At 71.2% G+C, this 14,326-nt stretch carries 13 protein-coding genes; 9 read left to right on the forward strand and 4 right to left on the reverse strand.

The window, feature by feature from the left end:
• Nucleotides 1-127: 127 nt before the first annotated feature.
• Complete coding sequence (locus ABZ928_RS37525) at nucleotides 128-1,339, reverse strand: hypothetical protein (RefSeq protein ID WP_361528784.1); 1,212 nt, start codon at nucleotides 1,337-1,339, stop codon at nucleotides 128-130.
• 337 nt (nucleotides 1,340-1,676) lie between these two features.
• Between ABZ928_RS37525 and ABZ928_RS37530 the strand changes: the two genes are divergently transcribed.
• Nucleotides 1,677-2,831, forward strand: a complete 1,155-nt coding sequence (locus tag ABZ928_RS37530; RefSeq protein WP_361529114.1) for a pentapeptide repeat-containing protein — start codon at nucleotides 1,677-1,679, stop codon at nucleotides 2,829-2,831.
• Nucleotides 2,832-2,914: 83 nt separating this feature from the next.
• On the opposite strand, the gene ABZ928_RS37535 is transcribed toward ABZ928_RS37530, so the two are convergent.
• Nucleotides 2,915-3,688 (reverse strand): polysaccharide deacetylase family protein, encoded by a 774-nt coding sequence (locus tag ABZ928_RS37535; RefSeq protein ID WP_361528786.1) that lies wholly within the window; start codon nucleotides 3,686-3,688, stop codon nucleotides 2,915-2,917.
• Nucleotides 3,689-4,055: 367 nt separating this feature from the next.
• Here ABZ928_RS37535 and ABZ928_RS37540 point away from each other — a divergent pair, with 367 nt between their 5' ends.
• On the forward strand, nucleotides 4,056-4,382 hold the full coding sequence (locus tag ABZ928_RS37540) for a hypothetical protein (RefSeq protein WP_361528788.1): 327 nt from the start codon (nucleotides 4,056-4,058) through the stop codon (nucleotides 4,380-4,382).
• Between the two features lie 16 nt (nucleotides 4,383-4,398).
• Here ABZ928_RS37540 and ABZ928_RS37545 read toward each other — a convergent pair whose 3' ends face one another.
• Complete coding sequence (locus ABZ928_RS37545) at nucleotides 4,399-6,489, reverse strand: MMPL family transporter (RefSeq protein WP_361529117.1); 2,091 nt, start codon at nucleotides 6,487-6,489, stop codon at nucleotides 4,399-4,401.
• Nucleotides 6,490-6,852: 363 nt separating this feature from the next.
• Between ABZ928_RS37545 and ABZ928_RS37550 the strand changes: the two genes are divergently transcribed.
• From ABZ928_RS37550 to ABZ928_RS37580, 7 genes are all read left to right on the forward strand, one after another.
• On the forward strand, nucleotides 6,853-8,046 hold the full coding sequence (locus ABZ928_RS37550) for a sensor histidine kinase (protein ID WP_361528790.1): 1,194 nt from the start codon (nucleotides 6,853-6,855) through the stop codon (nucleotides 8,044-8,046).
• Nucleotides 8,021-8,692, forward strand: a complete 672-nt coding sequence (locus ABZ928_RS37555) for a response regulator transcription factor (protein ID WP_361528792.1) — start codon at nucleotides 8,021-8,023, stop codon at nucleotides 8,690-8,692. Before ABZ928_RS37550 ends, ABZ928_RS37555 begins: the two co-directional genes overlap by 26 nt.
• 252 nt (nucleotides 8,693-8,944) lie before the next feature.
• The gene (locus ABZ928_RS37560; protein WP_361528794.1) at nucleotides 8,945-9,736 is read left to right on the forward strand and encodes a GNAT family N-acetyltransferase; all 792 of its coding nucleotides are present in this window, start codon (nucleotides 8,945-8,947) and stop codon (nucleotides 9,734-9,736) included.
• Nucleotides 9,733-9,957: a translation initiation factor IF-1 gene (gene infA / locus ABZ928_RS37565; protein ID WP_361528796.1), complete on the forward strand. Its 225-nt coding sequence runs from the start codon at nucleotides 9,733-9,735 to the stop codon at nucleotides 9,955-9,957. Before ABZ928_RS37560 ends, infA begins: the two co-directional genes overlap by 4 nt.
• Before the next feature lie 214 nt (nucleotides 9,958-10,171).
• Nucleotides 10,172-10,441 carry a DUF6355 family natural product biosynthesis protein gene (locus ABZ928_RS37570; protein ID WP_361528798.1) on the forward strand — a complete coding sequence of 90 codons (270 nt, stop codon included), beginning with the start codon at nucleotides 10,172-10,174 and terminating at the stop codon, nucleotides 10,439-10,441.
• Nucleotides 10,442-10,796: 355 nt separating this feature from the next.
• Complete coding sequence (locus ABZ928_RS37575) at nucleotides 10,797-11,591, forward strand: serine/threonine protein kinase (RefSeq protein ID WP_361528800.1); 795 nt, start codon at nucleotides 10,797-10,799, stop codon at nucleotides 11,589-11,591.
• A complete protein-coding gene (locus ABZ928_RS37580; protein WP_361528802.1) occupies nucleotides 11,588-13,138 on the forward strand; it encodes a serine/threonine-protein kinase in 1,551 nt (516 codons plus the stop codon). Before ABZ928_RS37575 ends, ABZ928_RS37580 begins: the two co-directional genes overlap by 4 nt.
• 27 nt (nucleotides 13,139-13,165) lie before the next feature.
• Here the strand turns inward: ABZ928_RS37580 and ABZ928_RS37585 are convergent, their stop codons facing one another.
• A complete protein-coding gene (locus ABZ928_RS37585; RefSeq protein WP_361528804.1) occupies nucleotides 13,166-14,323 on the reverse strand; it encodes a hypothetical protein in 1,158 nt (385 codons plus the stop codon).
• Nucleotides 14,324-14,326: the final 3 nt, after the last annotated feature.

Below are 14,326 nucleotides of genomic sequence, written 5' to 3' on the forward strand. Positions count from 1 at the left end.
CGGCTCGACGAGTGGATGCGCGCCGGACGATGTGAGGGCCGCTGAGGTCGGTCAACGGCCCTCTCCCGCATCCAGGTTGAGCGAAGACGCGGTCATGTCGCTGATCGGTCAGCCCGCGTCCCGGACGTCAGGTCGTGGCGGGGACCCAGAGCGTGGCGCGGTAGGGGCCGTCGGGACTGGACGGGTCGGTCGGGGCGGTCGCGCTGGTCCCGGTGGCGGCGCCGTACCGGTCGACGGCCGCCGCCGTGCCGTGGACGCCGCCCAGGGCGGGCAGCTGGGTGAACTGGCGGGTGTCGATGCGGTAGACGTAGGCGAAGGGGCCGGGGAAGGTGTCGCCGGCGACGTACTTGCCGCTGACACCGTCGATGGCGGTGCGGCTGGGTCCGGTGCCGAAGGGTGTGGTCGTCCCGGTGCGGAGGTCCAGGGCGTACGCGGCGGGACGGTTGCTGGCGACGACGGTGTGTCCCGTGACGCGCGGCTGGTACGACATCCCCGTGCCGAGGTCGCTCCAGGCTCCGGTGCGGATGTCGTAGGCGAAGCCGTGGGTGGGCGGCAGGTCGCCCCCGGACATAGCAGGTTTCGGTTGGAGGATGCCGACGACCGTATGACCGTTGATCGAGGTGGCCTTGCTGTACTCGCTGTCGTGGGCGCCGACGTCGGTCATGACGCCGGTGCGCAGGTCGTAGACGAAGGGGAAGCCACCGTCGTACATCGCTCCGGGGACGTTCCAGGTCCCGGCGACGTAGCGGCCCTGCGAGATGCCGACCGGGTCGCTGGTCCCCGCCGGGCCGGCCGGTGTGCCGAGGTCCGTCATGGCGCCGGTGCGGATGTCGTACACGAAGGCGTGCCGGCTCTGGTCGCCGGTCGTCGTGGAGTTGCCCACCACGAGGTGGCCGCTGATGGCCCGGACCTGGCTGTCGGTGCCGCCCAGGGTGCCCAGGGCCCGCATGTCATGGGTGCGCAGGTCGTACACGAACCCGCGTCGGTTTCCGTCGGCCAGCGTGGAGTTGCCGATGACGTAACGCCCCTGGACGGCGACCGCGTCGCTCGAACTGCCGCCGAGCGTACCGAGGTCGGTCATCACGCGGGTGGAGCGGTCGTACGCGTAGGCGTGCCACTCGGCGTCGCCGGCGGTGCTGGAACCGCCGATCACCGTGTCGCGGTCGAGCGCGATGCCCGAACTGCTGCCACCGCCGAGGGTGCCCAGGTCGATGGCGGTGTACCGCGGAGTCGGCGGCGATGGCTCATCGTGCGCCGAGGCCTGGCCGGAGCCGAGGAGGAGCAGGGCGAGGGTGGCGACTGCGGCGGTCGCGCGGGCGGCTAATCGTCTGTGTCTCATGGTTCCCCCAGCGGTCGGAAGGCGCGGACATGGAAAACGGGCGAAGAGGCCACCGTCCGGTGCGTGCCGTCCGTCGTCCCTCACCCGTGATCTTGTCGTTGCTACCGTCCTGCCGATCCGCGCAATCACACGGCAATGGAATGTACGGAAAAACTCATCCCCGCGCCCACTGGTCATGTCCATCCCAGACGCATGGTCGGTGGCCGCCGAGGGAGACGGCGCCTGGACGCGACGGAGCCCAACTGCCTTTCTCTGGACCGATAATCACTCGGCGGCCCACGGCCTTCTCCGTCTTGATCGTTTTCTGCGCGGCGCCTAGGCTCTCGTGCTCATGGAGATGGGGGAACCGGACCGCGGACGTCGGACAGGGCGGGACAGGCTGGTCCGGCGTCGTGTGGCCGCGGGGCTGGCCGGGGTGGCGGGGCTGGCCGTTCTGGGCGCGGTGTTCGTCGTGCTGCCGGGTGTGGTGGTCGATCACGACCTCGCCGGGGCGAGCGTCGCCGCGCAGGATCGGCTGAAGGCGGTGAACGATGTCCGTACGACGCTGCTGCAGATGGTCGGCGGCCTGGTCGTGCTGTTCGGTGCGTACGCCACGTGGCGGCAACTGCGGGTGAGCCAGGACGGTTTGCGCGCCACCCAGGAGGGCTATGTCACCGACCGATTCAGCCGGGCCGTCGACCAACTCGGCAGCGACAAGCTGGATGTGCGCATCGGCGGGTTGCACGCGCTGTGGCGGATCGCGGAGCAGTCCGCTCGCGACCGGGAGGCCGTCATCTCCATCCAGGCCGCGTATCTGCGCACACATCTGCCCTGGCCGCCCACCGGGCCGGAATCACCGGCGGCGGACGCGGCCGTCAACGACGTCGACCCCCTGGAGACCCGAGCCGCGGACGCCCAGGTGGCGCTGACCGCGCTCGGCGTGCTGTGCCGACATCGGGAACAGTCCTGGGTCAACCTCAGCATCACCGACCTGCGCCGGGCCGACTGTGACGGATTGTGGTTGCCAGAGGTCAACTTCGACCGCGCCTGCATGGAGGTGGCGGGCCTGTACCACGCCAACCTGACCCAGGCGTCCCTGGTCTCGGTCAACCTGCGGCACGCCGACCTCACGACGGCGATACTCCGCCGGGCCCGCTGCGTGCTGGCCGACCTCCGGGCCGCGAAGCTCGTCGAAACCGACCTGTGCGACGCCGACTTCACCGAGACCGATCTGCGCGAGGCGAATCTGCGCAAGGCCGACGCCCGCGGAGCGGTCTTCCATCGCGCCGACCTCCGGATGACCGACTTGCGGGGCGCCGACCTGAGCACCGCCGACCTCGCCGAAGCCCGCCTGACCGGCGCCCTGGCCAGCGAGCACACCCGCTGGCCCGCCGGCTTCGACCACAGGGCGGCCGGGGTCGTCGACTCCGATGACCCCGGCCCCGAACCCTCACCTCTGCTCCAGCCACCGGCGATGACGCGGCAGGCACCGCCGCTGCGGTCGACTCCCTGACCTGCATCGCGTCAGGTCTTCTCGGTGACGTCCTGATCGCACAGGCGGCCAGGACCCGGGAGTCGGCATCGCGCCCAAGGCTGTCAGCGGACGGGGAAGCCGAACGTGTAGCCCTGTGCGGCGAGTTCAGGAAGCAGGTGGCGCAGGGCCTCGACGGTCTGGGAGCGGTCGCCGCCGGCGTCGTGGAAGAGGAGGGTGGGGCCGTTGGGGAGTTCGCGTTCGACGGTGGCGATGATGGCGTCGGTGCCCGGCCGTTCGAAGTCCTTGGTGTCCACGTTCCAGCCCAGCGGGCGCATGCCACGGGAGGCGGCGAGTTCGCGGCTGTAGGGGGTGAAGGCGCCGCCGGGGGCGCGGTAGTACATCGGGCGTACGCCTCCGGACGCCTTGGTGATCATGCGTTCGGCGTCGAGGATCTGCTGCGACTGATAGGCCTGGGACTTGGTGTCCATGGTGGTGTCGTGCGACACCGAGTGGTCGCACAGCCGGTGCCCGGCGGCGACCACCTGCTTGACCAGGTCCGGGTGGGCCTCCGCCTGCGTGCCGACCATGCAGAACGTGGCCTTCACCCCGTACTCGCGCAGGACGTCGAGGACTTGCGGGGTCCACACGGGGTCGGGGCCGTCGTCGATGGTGATGTTGACGCCGTGCGCCCCCCTGTCCGAGGCGTGCACGATGGTCGCCGCCACGCGCTCGACAGCGGCGCTCGGCGTCGCGGAACTCTCCGCGCGGGAGGGCGAGCCGCTCGTGGCACCGGCCTGCGCGGTCCACGCCCCGGCACCGGCGGCCAGCACTGTCACGCCGACAGCCGCCCCGAGGACCTTCCCGTACCAGCCCCGTCCGCCACCGTGCCGCGCCATGTCCGCTCCGCTCTCTGGAAGTTCCCCGCCGGTCCTTGGTCATCTTCCGACCACCTGGCAGGACGAGAGACGGCGGCGAAGGGATGCGCCTGTTACGGATCACGGACAATTCCGGGAGCGTTCGCGGACAACTGGGCGCCGTCGGACCGGGCTTCGACCTTGCCTGCCTCGCCGACACCCCCTCCGACCTGCGGAGGGCGGGTGGCGGCGTGGGTGCGTGGCGGGGTTCGAAGCCAGGCATGTGCACTAGGATGCCGCGATACCGTGTGGGGACACGGTGGGGGAGGCGAAGGTGCGTTCGGCGTGGAGTCGGGGGAGAAGGGTCTGCGCCGCGGTCGCGCGTGCATTCCAGTTGTTCTGTGCCGTCATGTTCGTGCCCGTGTTCGTGGGGTTGATGGTCGTCGGGATCGTCTGGGATGACCCCAAGGAGACGGAACAGCCGGTGCAGGCCCCTCCCGTGCGGGAAGAGCCCACCTCAGTGACGCCGGTCCAATGGACGTACCAGGGCGCGGTGTGCGCCGACGGCTGGGTCTCCACGTCGGTCGGGGCGCGGGGCGCGTGCAGTCATCACGGGGGAGTCGCCGGCAGCTGGGTGGCGGCGGACGGCACCGAAGTGATCTGTCAGAACCACCCGCCGCGCACCCAGGAGCACATCGACGAGTTGGTGGCGAAATTCGGCCGGATCGTCTGCTGAGCCCTCACGGAACCCGTCACCCAGGGCGTTCGATGGACACCTTGGGCAGCTTGCGGGCCAGCGGCGCCGGGAGCCACCAGGCCCTCGCGCCGAGCATCTGCATCACGGCGGGCACGATGAGGCAGCGGATGACCACGGCGTCCAGCAGGATGGCGACCGCCAGGCCGAGGCCGAACTGCTGGAGCATGCGGTCGGAGCTGAGGACGAAGGCGCCGAAGACGAACATCATGATGGCCGCGGCGGCGGTGATGACCTTGCCGGTGGAGGCCAGCCCTTCGCGTACGGACCGTGAGTGGTCTTGGGTGCGGGTCCATTCCTCGTGGATGCGGGAGACGAGGAAGACCTCGTAGTCCATGGAGAGACCGAAGACGATCGCGAAGATCAGTGCCGGGATGAAGGCTTCGACGGGGCCCGGCTGTGCTCCGAACCAGCCGTGCTGGAACACCAGGGTGACAACACCGAGCGCGGCCGAGATCGACAGCAGATTGAGGATGGCCGCTTTGACGGGGATCCAGACGGAACGGAAGACCAGCAGGAGGAGGACCGAGGAGACGCCGACCACGACCGCTACGAACAGGGGCAATCGGTCGGCGAGGGTCTCGGAGACGTCCTGGGAGGCGGCCGTGGCGCCGCCGACCAACACCTCGGCGCCGGTGGCGTGTTCCAGGGGTGGGGCCACGTCGTCCCGCAGGCGGTGGACCAGGTCCACGGTCCCCTCGTCCTGCGGGGAGGTCGTCGGGTAGACGAATACGGTGGACAGCGCGCCGTCTTCGGAGGGCAGCGCCGGGCTGGCCTCGGCGACCCCGTCGGTCGTGGCGAGCGTCGCCTGGACGGCCCTCCCCGCTGCCTGATCGCCCTTCACCAAGACGACGAGCGGACCGTTGAAGCCCGGTCCGAAGCCCTCCGCGAGCAGGTCGTACGCATACCGGGACGTGGTCTCCTCGGGGTCGTTGCCGGAGTCGGCGAAGCCCAGACGCATGCCCAGGGCCGGTGCCGACAGAGCCAGCAGCGCGATCACGCCGACCAGCAGGGTCGGGATCGGGCGTCGCTGCACGGCGCGTGCCATGGCGCGCCAGCGGTCGCCCTCCGCCTTGCCGCTCGCGGTGGCCATGGCCTGCCGGTTGAGCACATGGCGATGGATGCGCCGGCCGAACAGCGCCAGCAGCGCGGGCAGCAGTACCAGGGAGGCGGCCATGGTGATCAGGACGGTGACGGCCACCGCGAGGGCGATCCCTTGCAGGGAGCCGAGGCCCAGGGCGACCAGGCCCAGCAGGGCGACGATGACCGTGCAGCCGGCGAAGAAGACCGTGCGGCCGGCCGAGTCGAGGGCCTTCCGGCCGGCCTCCGAGGGCCGGACACCGGCCAGGAGTTCATGGCGGTAGCGGTAGAAGATCAGGAGGGCGTAGTCGACGCCGACCCCGAGACCGACGAGCATCAGGATGGGCGGGGTGAAGTCGGCGACCGTGAAGACGTGCGAGGCCAGTGCGATCAGGCCGATGGCGCCGCCGACCGCGAACAGCGCGGTGATCAGCGGCAGCGAGGCCGCCAGCAGCGAGCCGAACAGCAGCACCAGGATGACCAACGCAGCCACGACCCCGGCGAGTTCGGCGGTCGGTGCCTCCTTGTCCTCCGCGTTGCGCGCGGCCTCGCCGCCCACCTCGACCTGGAGGTGCTCGGTGGCGATGTCCCGCGCGGTGTCGATGATCGCGGCGACGTCCTCCTTGGGGACATCCTCCGTCTTGCCGTCCAGTGTGACGGACGCGTAGGCGATCGTGCCGTCCTCGGACACCGCGGCGGCATCGGCGAAGGGGCTGCGCACATCGGCGACCCCCGCCATCTCCCTCACCCCGGCGAGCATCGGCTCGATGCTCGCCCTGGCGCTCTCGACACCGGCGGTGTCCTTGAAGACGATCTCGACGCTGTCGCCCGCCTGATCACTGCCGTGCTTCCTGAACAGGTCTGTGGCCGCCTGGGAATCGGTGCCCGGCAGCGAGAAGTCGTTCTTGTACGCGGCGCCGACCGTGGTGGAGCCCAGCGTGATGGCGGCCACGACGGCCACCCAGAGCAGGAGGGCGGCCCAGCGATGACGCTGCGCCCAGCCGGCCAGGGCGCCGAACCGTCCGACGGGTGCGGGTGCCCCGCCCTGCGGCGGGGGCGGGGCGAGGGACGCGGCGGAGCCGCGAGGGGAAGACACGATGCCTACCTCGAATTCGAGCGAGAGCTGCCTGGAGTCGTCGCACGACGACACGACTCGATGTACGACGACATGAAGCGATCGTGTCCGCGCACCCCGGGCCCGGGCGTCGGCCCACGGCTGACAACCGGCCTGCACCAGCGGCGGCAGGCGCCGGCCGCGCCGTACACCAGCGGATGTACGTGCCGACCGCCGCGTACTTCCTCAGCACCCACTCTCGGTGCATATGCGGACATAAGGCTCGGCTTCCCGAAGTGCCGCAGGCAGAATGAAGCAGTGCAGCATCTCGATCTCACCCGCCTCGCCCTGCCCAGTGGGCCGCGCGCCGACATGGCGCTCGCCGCGGTCGTCCTGGTGCTGTCAGGAGTGGCCGAGGGGCAGCGGCTGGGCCCGGACGGGAACGCCGGCGCGTCCGTGTTCCTCTCCTGGTTCCTCGCGACGGCGGTGTGCGCGGCGTTTCCGCTGCGCCGCCGTCACCCGGTGGCGGTGGGCTGGTTCACGGTACTTGGCACGGGCGTCTACCACCTGCTGAGCACGGTCGACGGTCCGCTCGTGGTGATCCCCGTCGCCGCGCTGTACGCGTTGGCGGCCCAGGGCCGGATCCGAGACACGGTCGCCATGGCGGCGGTGATGGTCGTCGGGGTGGGCGCGGGGGCCCTGGCCGGGACCGGTGATGTCAACGGCACGGCGGTGTTCATGCTGACCGGCTGGCTGGTGGCGGTGGTGGCTCTGGGCGCGATGCGCCACGGCCGGCTCGCCTACGCCGAGGAGCAGGCCAGACTGCGCGCCACGCAGGAGCGGCTGCGCATCGCCCGCGAACTGCACGACGTGATCGGCCACAACATGTCGATGATCCATGTGCAGGCGTCCTCCGCGCTGCACCGGCTGCCGAAGGATCCCGGCCTGGCCGAGGAAGCGCTGACCGCCATCAAACAGGGCAGCAAGGAGGGCCTGCGAGAACTGCGGGCCACCCTCGGCGTACTGCGCCAGGTCGACGAAGCGGCCCCCACCACCCCCTCGCCGGGCCTGTCCGGCATCGACGACCTGGTCACATCAGCCGCGCGCGCGGGCGTCGACGTACGCGTCGAGCGAAGCGGGTCCCTGTCCGCGCCGCCCGCCGCGGTGGACCTCGCTGCCTACCGCATCGTGCAGGAGTCACTGACCAACGCCGTCAGGCACAGCGGCGCGCGGCACGTCGTCGTGCGGATCCATCACGGCGAGCGGGAAGTGACGCTCGACGTCCAGGACGACGGGCGGGGCCCGGCTCGCGCCGGGCACGCGGGCGGCGGCAGGATCGCGGGCGGCAGTGGGATCGCCGGGATGACGGAACGGGCGCGGGCGCTGGGCGGGACGCTGGACGCCGGGCCCGGCGGCGCGGGCGGGTTCCTCGTCAGGGCCCGGCTACCGTTCTCAGACCACCACGAGCCGATCGGCGGAGCAGCTGATGATCAGGATCCTGCTGGCGGATGACCAGCGCCTCGTCCGCGCGGGGATCGGCGGCATCCTCGACGACGAGGACGACCTCCAGGTGGTCGCCGAGGCCGCCGACGGACACGCCGCCCTCGCCGCCTGCCGCGAACTGCGGCCCGACGTCGTGCTGATGGACATCCGCATGCCCGGCATGGACGGGCTCGAAGCCGCGCGCCGCATCGCCGCCGACGAGACACTGGCGGCGGTGAAGGTCGTCATGCTGACGACCTTCGACCTCGACGAGTACGTGTACGGGGCCCTGCGCGCCGGCGCCTCGGGCTTCCTCGTCAAGGACACCGAACCGGCGGAACTCCTGCACGCGGTACGTGTCGTGGTGCGCGGCGACGCGCTCATCAGCCCTTCCGTCACCCGTCGGCTCATCGCCGAATTCGCCAGCCGCCCCGACCCCACCCGCGCACCCGACCCGCGCCTCGACGCGCTGACCGCCCGCGAACGTGAGGTCATGCGGCTGATCGCCGCCGGCCGCACCAACGACGAGATCGCCGCACGACTGGTGGTCTCCCCGCTGACCGCGAAGACCCACGTCAGCCGCATCATGGCCAAACTCGGCGCCCGGGACCGGTCCCAAGTGGTGGTCATGGCCTACGAGTACCGCATGGTCAGCCCGGGCCGGGCCACGGACTGAACCCCGCATCGGGATCGCGTGACGAGCCCCGCCCCCGACGCCCCCGGTGTCCACGGCGCCCACGGAAAAGGCTTTGAGACAGGCGGCGCCCCGCTGCTACGTTCGCGGTGGACCGTGAAGTCGTCGTATGGAGGTGAGCCCCGTGAACACAGTTACCCGTGGGTGCTCCCTCAACCCGTCACGGTCCGGCGGCTGACATTCGGTGTCGCCAGGAGCGCCTGAGATCGAGGCACTCCTGGAAGGGAGACTCCGATGGATACGAAGCCTTTCACCTCCGGCCCGGGCGAGAACGCGGTGACGATCACGCGCGTCGCGGACAGGCAATGGCATGCGCTGGAGGACGACCTGGTGGTCGGCCGCGGGCATGCCCAACACCGGGCGGACGGACGCCTGTTCGTCAGCATCGACGCCTGGCACTCCGCCACCTTCGACCGGCTCGCCGAGGCGATGCTGGCGCAACTCCCGGGGCCGCTGCACACGGTGGTCGACGAGGCCGACGCCGAGCTGACGGCCGGCTGGCGGCGGGCCGGGTTCACGATCCGCCGCCGCGAGGGGGAGTACGCCGTACCGACCGATCCGCGGATCACCGGGCTCGAAGCCGTCCTGCCGCCGCCGGGGTTGACGATCGTCCCCGCCGGACAGGCGGACGAGAGCCTGCTGCGGGCGGTGGACCGTGCGATCCGTGCCGAAGTCGAGGCGACCGTCGGGTGGCAGTCGATGCCCGCGGAGGTGATTCCCCGCCGCGAGGGCGACACCGTCGTCGACCCGTCGAAGTACGCGGTGGCCGCGGCACCGGACCGCTACCTGGGCCTGATCCGGGTGGTGACGGTGATCCGGCCGCGCATCGGGCTGCTCGCGGTCCGGGCCGGCGAGCAGCGTCGCGGCATCGCGCGGGCGCTGCTCGCCCACGCACTGGGCACGCTGCACCGCTCCGGGTTCGCCGAGGCCTGGACCGAGGTCCAGGAGACCAACCGTGCGGCCTCCGCGCTGTTCGAGGGCATCGGCGCCCGGCGGATGAGCGGCAACCTGGAGCTGGTGCGATGACCAAGAACAAGAACGTCATCGAAGTCGAGGGCAAGGTCGTCGAGTGCCTGCGCAGCGCCATGTTCACCGTGGAGCTGGAGAACGGCCACCAGGTGCTCGCCCATATCAGCGGAAAGATCCGCAAGCACTACATCAGGATCATGCTGGAGGACCGGGTGCTGGTGGAACTCCCGCCGTACGACCTGACGCGAGGCCGGATCGTGTTCCGGTACCGGAACTAGCGCCGCCCGGCACCCCGCAGGGGAACCGGTGAAGATCAACTGATCGGCGCAGCAATGAATCGATTCGCCGGGTGAACGGGGCGAGCGGTGATCGAAACCGCTGCTCAGAGCGGTGATTCTGGGGTCATCGACAAGGGATGGGAGTCGGCACCGGACGGTGCCGACTCCCATCCCCCCTACCGTTCTGGAGTTCACCTTGCGTGTACGTCGTTTCATGACCAGCGCCCTTGGTTCCGCCGCCCTCGTCCTCACCTCCTTCGGCGCGGTCACCGCGAGCGCCGGTCCGGCCGCGGCGGATCCCTGCGGCTTCTACGAGACCGCCTCCGACGCCTACTACAACCACTGCACCTCGGACGGCTCACACATCGTCATCGAGATCGACGACTGGGGGCCGAACAGCGAGATGTGTGTCGGCCCCGGCGTGACCTGGCTCGGCGCCGCCTCCGGAATCGACGGCGCGTGGTACACGGGCCGCACCTGTTGAACTGAGCAGTCGGCACGGGGCAGTTCCACCTTCCGTGGCTGATGAGGGAAGCCGGCGTCGAGGCGCCGGCTTCCCGCCGTTGTAACGGAGACGAACAGGACCCGGCGCCGGGAACCGAGATGATCGGCCGATCGTCCTAGGGGGCGTGCCTCGCGCTCTCACCCCTGGAATCGGCCCGCTTGCGGTGCCGGGCATGGACAACGATGTCACCTGTGCGGCTTTTGACCAGAAGCCGGCATGTCGTGGCGGGCGGTCCATGGGCGTCTTCACGACCGGGGTGAACGGGGCGGCGAAGCAGTGACCGTGACCGAACCGCCGCCGGCGATCCTGGCGGCCACCTCGGGGGAGAGCCGACATGGAAACGATCATTGTGCAGCAGCCCGGTCCGTCGGGGCCGGGTGAAGTCGACGTGGGCGGGCCCGAGTTGCTGCGGATGGGGCCGGGCGATGTCGCCGACTTCGGGCGCGGGCTGCCCGGCGGCCGGGAGGTCGCCATCGTGCTGCGCGATCCCGGGATCTCCCGGCGGGCGGGGCGGCTGGAGGCGGCCGAGGACTACTGGCGGCTGTCGAACTTCAGCCGTGACACGGCGTACGCGGTGGAGAACCTTGAGGGCGCCGGCGAATACATCACCGTCGCGCCCGGCCGGCTCGGCGCACCGGTGCCCTTCGAGTTCTCCCGGGTCGTCCTGCCCGCGCTGAGCGGGACCGTCGAGTTCAAGGTGTTCGCCCCGCAGCACGCCTACCTGGACGAGCAATCCTCGCCCGGCGCCGGGGAGTTGACCGTGCATCCCTACGCGCTCGACCCGACGGCGAAGTACTTCCTCGTGCTGGTGGCCCTGTGCGAGCCACGGCTGCGCGACCCTTCGGACGGTGCGCTGCCCGGCGCCGGGGACATCGCGGAACGGCTGCGCCCGCTGGAGAGCTGCCGTGGTCTGACCCGCTCCGCGGTGAACTACCACATCGACTACCTGGCGTTCGCCAAGCTGCGCCTGGACGTCGGCGAGGAACCCGGCGCCGACGGCAACGGCCGCACCGGCGCCAAGCGCGCCCGACTCGCCTCCCTCGCCCTGCGCTTCGGCCTGGTGCGCGAGGAACATCTGGCCCTGTTGCCGTCCCGCAGACGGCCCGTCCCGCAGGAGAGCGAAGCGTGAGCACGTCAGGCGCCGAAGAGGGCGCCCTCGAACCGCCGCGGCTGCCGGCCGGATTCCGTATCGACGGCTGGGAGTTGGGCGCCGTCGTCGGATCGGGCGGCTGGGGGACCGTGTACGAGGCCCGCGCGGTCGCCGACGGCAAGGTCGCGGCGGTGAAGGTGCTGCCGACCGGCGCCCTGGCACCCGGTCAGCGGGCCGCGCTCGGTGAACTGGTCGCGCGCGAGGTGCGGTTCAGCGCCGAGGCGGACCACCCCCACCTCGTACGGACGCATGCCGTGTGCACCGTGGACGCGCCGGACCTGCCCGCGCTGGACGGGGCGATCGCGCTCGTCATGGACCGCGCCGAGGCCAGTCTGCGGCAGGAGTTGGACGCCGCCGGGACGGGCGGGCCGATCCCGGACGCCGTACGGGTTCTGCGCGGTGTCGCGGCCGGGCTCGCCCATATGCACGGCGCCGGGTGGGTGCACGGCGACCTCAAGCCCGCCAACGTACTGCTGGGAGCCGACGGCGAGGTCTGGCTCGCCGACTTCGGCCTGGCCACCGAACTCGAGGGCACTCACGCCTATGTGCCGCCGCTCGGCACGCTCGACCATGTACCGCCCGAGTGGTGGTCACAGCGCACCGGAGCCGGCGGCACGGTGGTCCGGCCGACCGCCGACATCTGGGCCTTCGGCGTCCTCGCCCATCAGGTGCTCACCGGCGGCCTCCACCCGTTCCCCGGCGCCACCGCCCGGGCCCGCTCGCTCGCCGCGCAGGCCTACGCCCGCGGCACCACACCCCTGCGCCTCGACGCCGGACTCGACGAGAACTGGCGCCGGCTCATCGCGGACTGTCTGCTCCCCGACCACGCGGGCCGCCGGCGCCACACCGCCGCGAGCCTCTCCACCCGGATCGAGCAACTGGCGGGCCCGCGCCGCCGACGCCGGCTGCTGCCGGTCGCCGCCGTCGCGCTCGCCGCGGTGTCGGCCGCCGCCATCGCCGGGACCGCGCTGCTCGGCGGAGGCGGCGGGGGCGGGGCAGAGGACGAGGACGACCAGGGGCGCGGCGCGCCGGCCGTCGTCACCGGCGCGCACAGCCCGGCAGCGGGGGAGATCCCGGAGGATTCCGACGTACCCGCGGCCCTGCGACCGGTCATCGTGAAGGCCGCCCACCGCTGCACCGACGCCGAGGTCACGCCCGCGTTCCTCGCCGCCATGCTGAAGGCGGAGAGCGGCTTCGACGTCAACGCGTCCCGGCCGGAGAGCGAGGAGTTCGGCATCGCCATGTGGACGCCCTCGGTGTTCCGGGCCTGGGCGGTCGACGGCGACGGCGACGGGGACAAGGACTACATGTCGGCACCGGACGCGATCTCCACGATGTCGCTGTACGTGTGCTGGCTCGACCAGCAGTTCAAGAAGGAGAACATGCCCGCCAAGGACCTTCCCGCGCTGATGGCGGCCGGCTACCGCACGAGCGACCGCACAGTCATCACGGAGGGCGGCGTCCCCAACCGGGTGCAGCCCCACGTCGACAAAGTGCTCCGCTACCTCGCCGACTACGAGCGGTGAGGCAACGGAGCGGTCGCGCAAGGCCGTTCAGCAGTCCTTGACGTCCGGCATCTTGTTGTCGGGCGAGTTGATGTAGATGTTGGAGATCCAGCCCTTGTACTGGGGCAGGTACGCCCACCACTCGTTGGTGTAAGGCGGCACGCTGACCTCCTCGCCCCTGGCCTGGCAGCCCACCAACACCTCCACCCCTGCGGGGAGTTGAGAGATCGGTGCGTTGCCGGTGCCGGGGTCCGGGCGGACATTCACATGGTCGCTCCACGTGCCGTACCACCACCCGGCGGGCCGGGTGGCCCCGGGCACGTTCAGGGAGCGGGTCAGCCGGCCGATGTCGGTGTACGCCTTCCCGTACGACGTACCGACGGGATGCAGCGTGAACACGGCCACGATGGACCGGTCACCGGCGCCCACCGTCCCCGTGCTGTGCAGCGCGGGCCGGGTCAGGTCCACGTCCGCGACGGCGGCCGGAGCCGGGCCCGTCGTATCGGTCGTGGTCGCGGTAGCCGTGCGCGGCGGGCCGCAGGTGCCTTTCTCGTACGACGATCCCGCCCAGCCCTGCTTCACCGCCCACGGCTTCTCGAACGCCCCCGCGACGCCGAAGTGCTGGTCGAAGCGGTCCGAGGCGCAGCGGGTGGACTGACGCAGGTTGCCCATCACCAAGTCGCGCACGGGGGCGGGCGCCGAGTCCAGGAGATAGCGGTAGATCGTCACCGTGTCGCGGGCGGAGAGCGCGGTGTAGCCCCAGAAGCCCTCGTATCCGGTGGGCGGCACCGCGGTGTCCTTCAGGGCGAGGCGGCTCACCATGCGGGTGATGATCGCCGTACCGCCGTGGTCCGACCAGTAGGCGTCGGCCGCGTCGTCGTCGCTGCTGCGCAGCATCGGCTCCAGCCAGGCACGGTCGGCCGGGGGCACGGTGTAGTCGGGGCCGCGGTTCCACAGGTAGTCCAGCGCGAGCAGCACCTTGACGACCGAGGCGGAGCGGAAGCGGGTGCCGGAGTTGAGCTGCTCGGTGAAGGTGCCGGTCTGCCGGTCGAAGACGGCGACCCCGGCGCTGACACCGGCGGGCACCTCGACGGACGCGGCGGCGGGACGCGCGGACTGTCCGGCGGGGGAGTCGGCGGTCGCGGAGGTTGCCGCTCCGGCTGTCAGCAGCAGCGCGGCGGAGGCAGCGAGAAGGTGTCTGCGCATGGG

It is taken from the genome of Streptomyces sp. NPDC046909, from assembly GCF_040644695.1.
Taxonomy (GTDB): domain Bacteria; phylum Actinomycetota; class Actinomycetes; order Streptomycetales; family Streptomycetaceae; genus Streptomyces.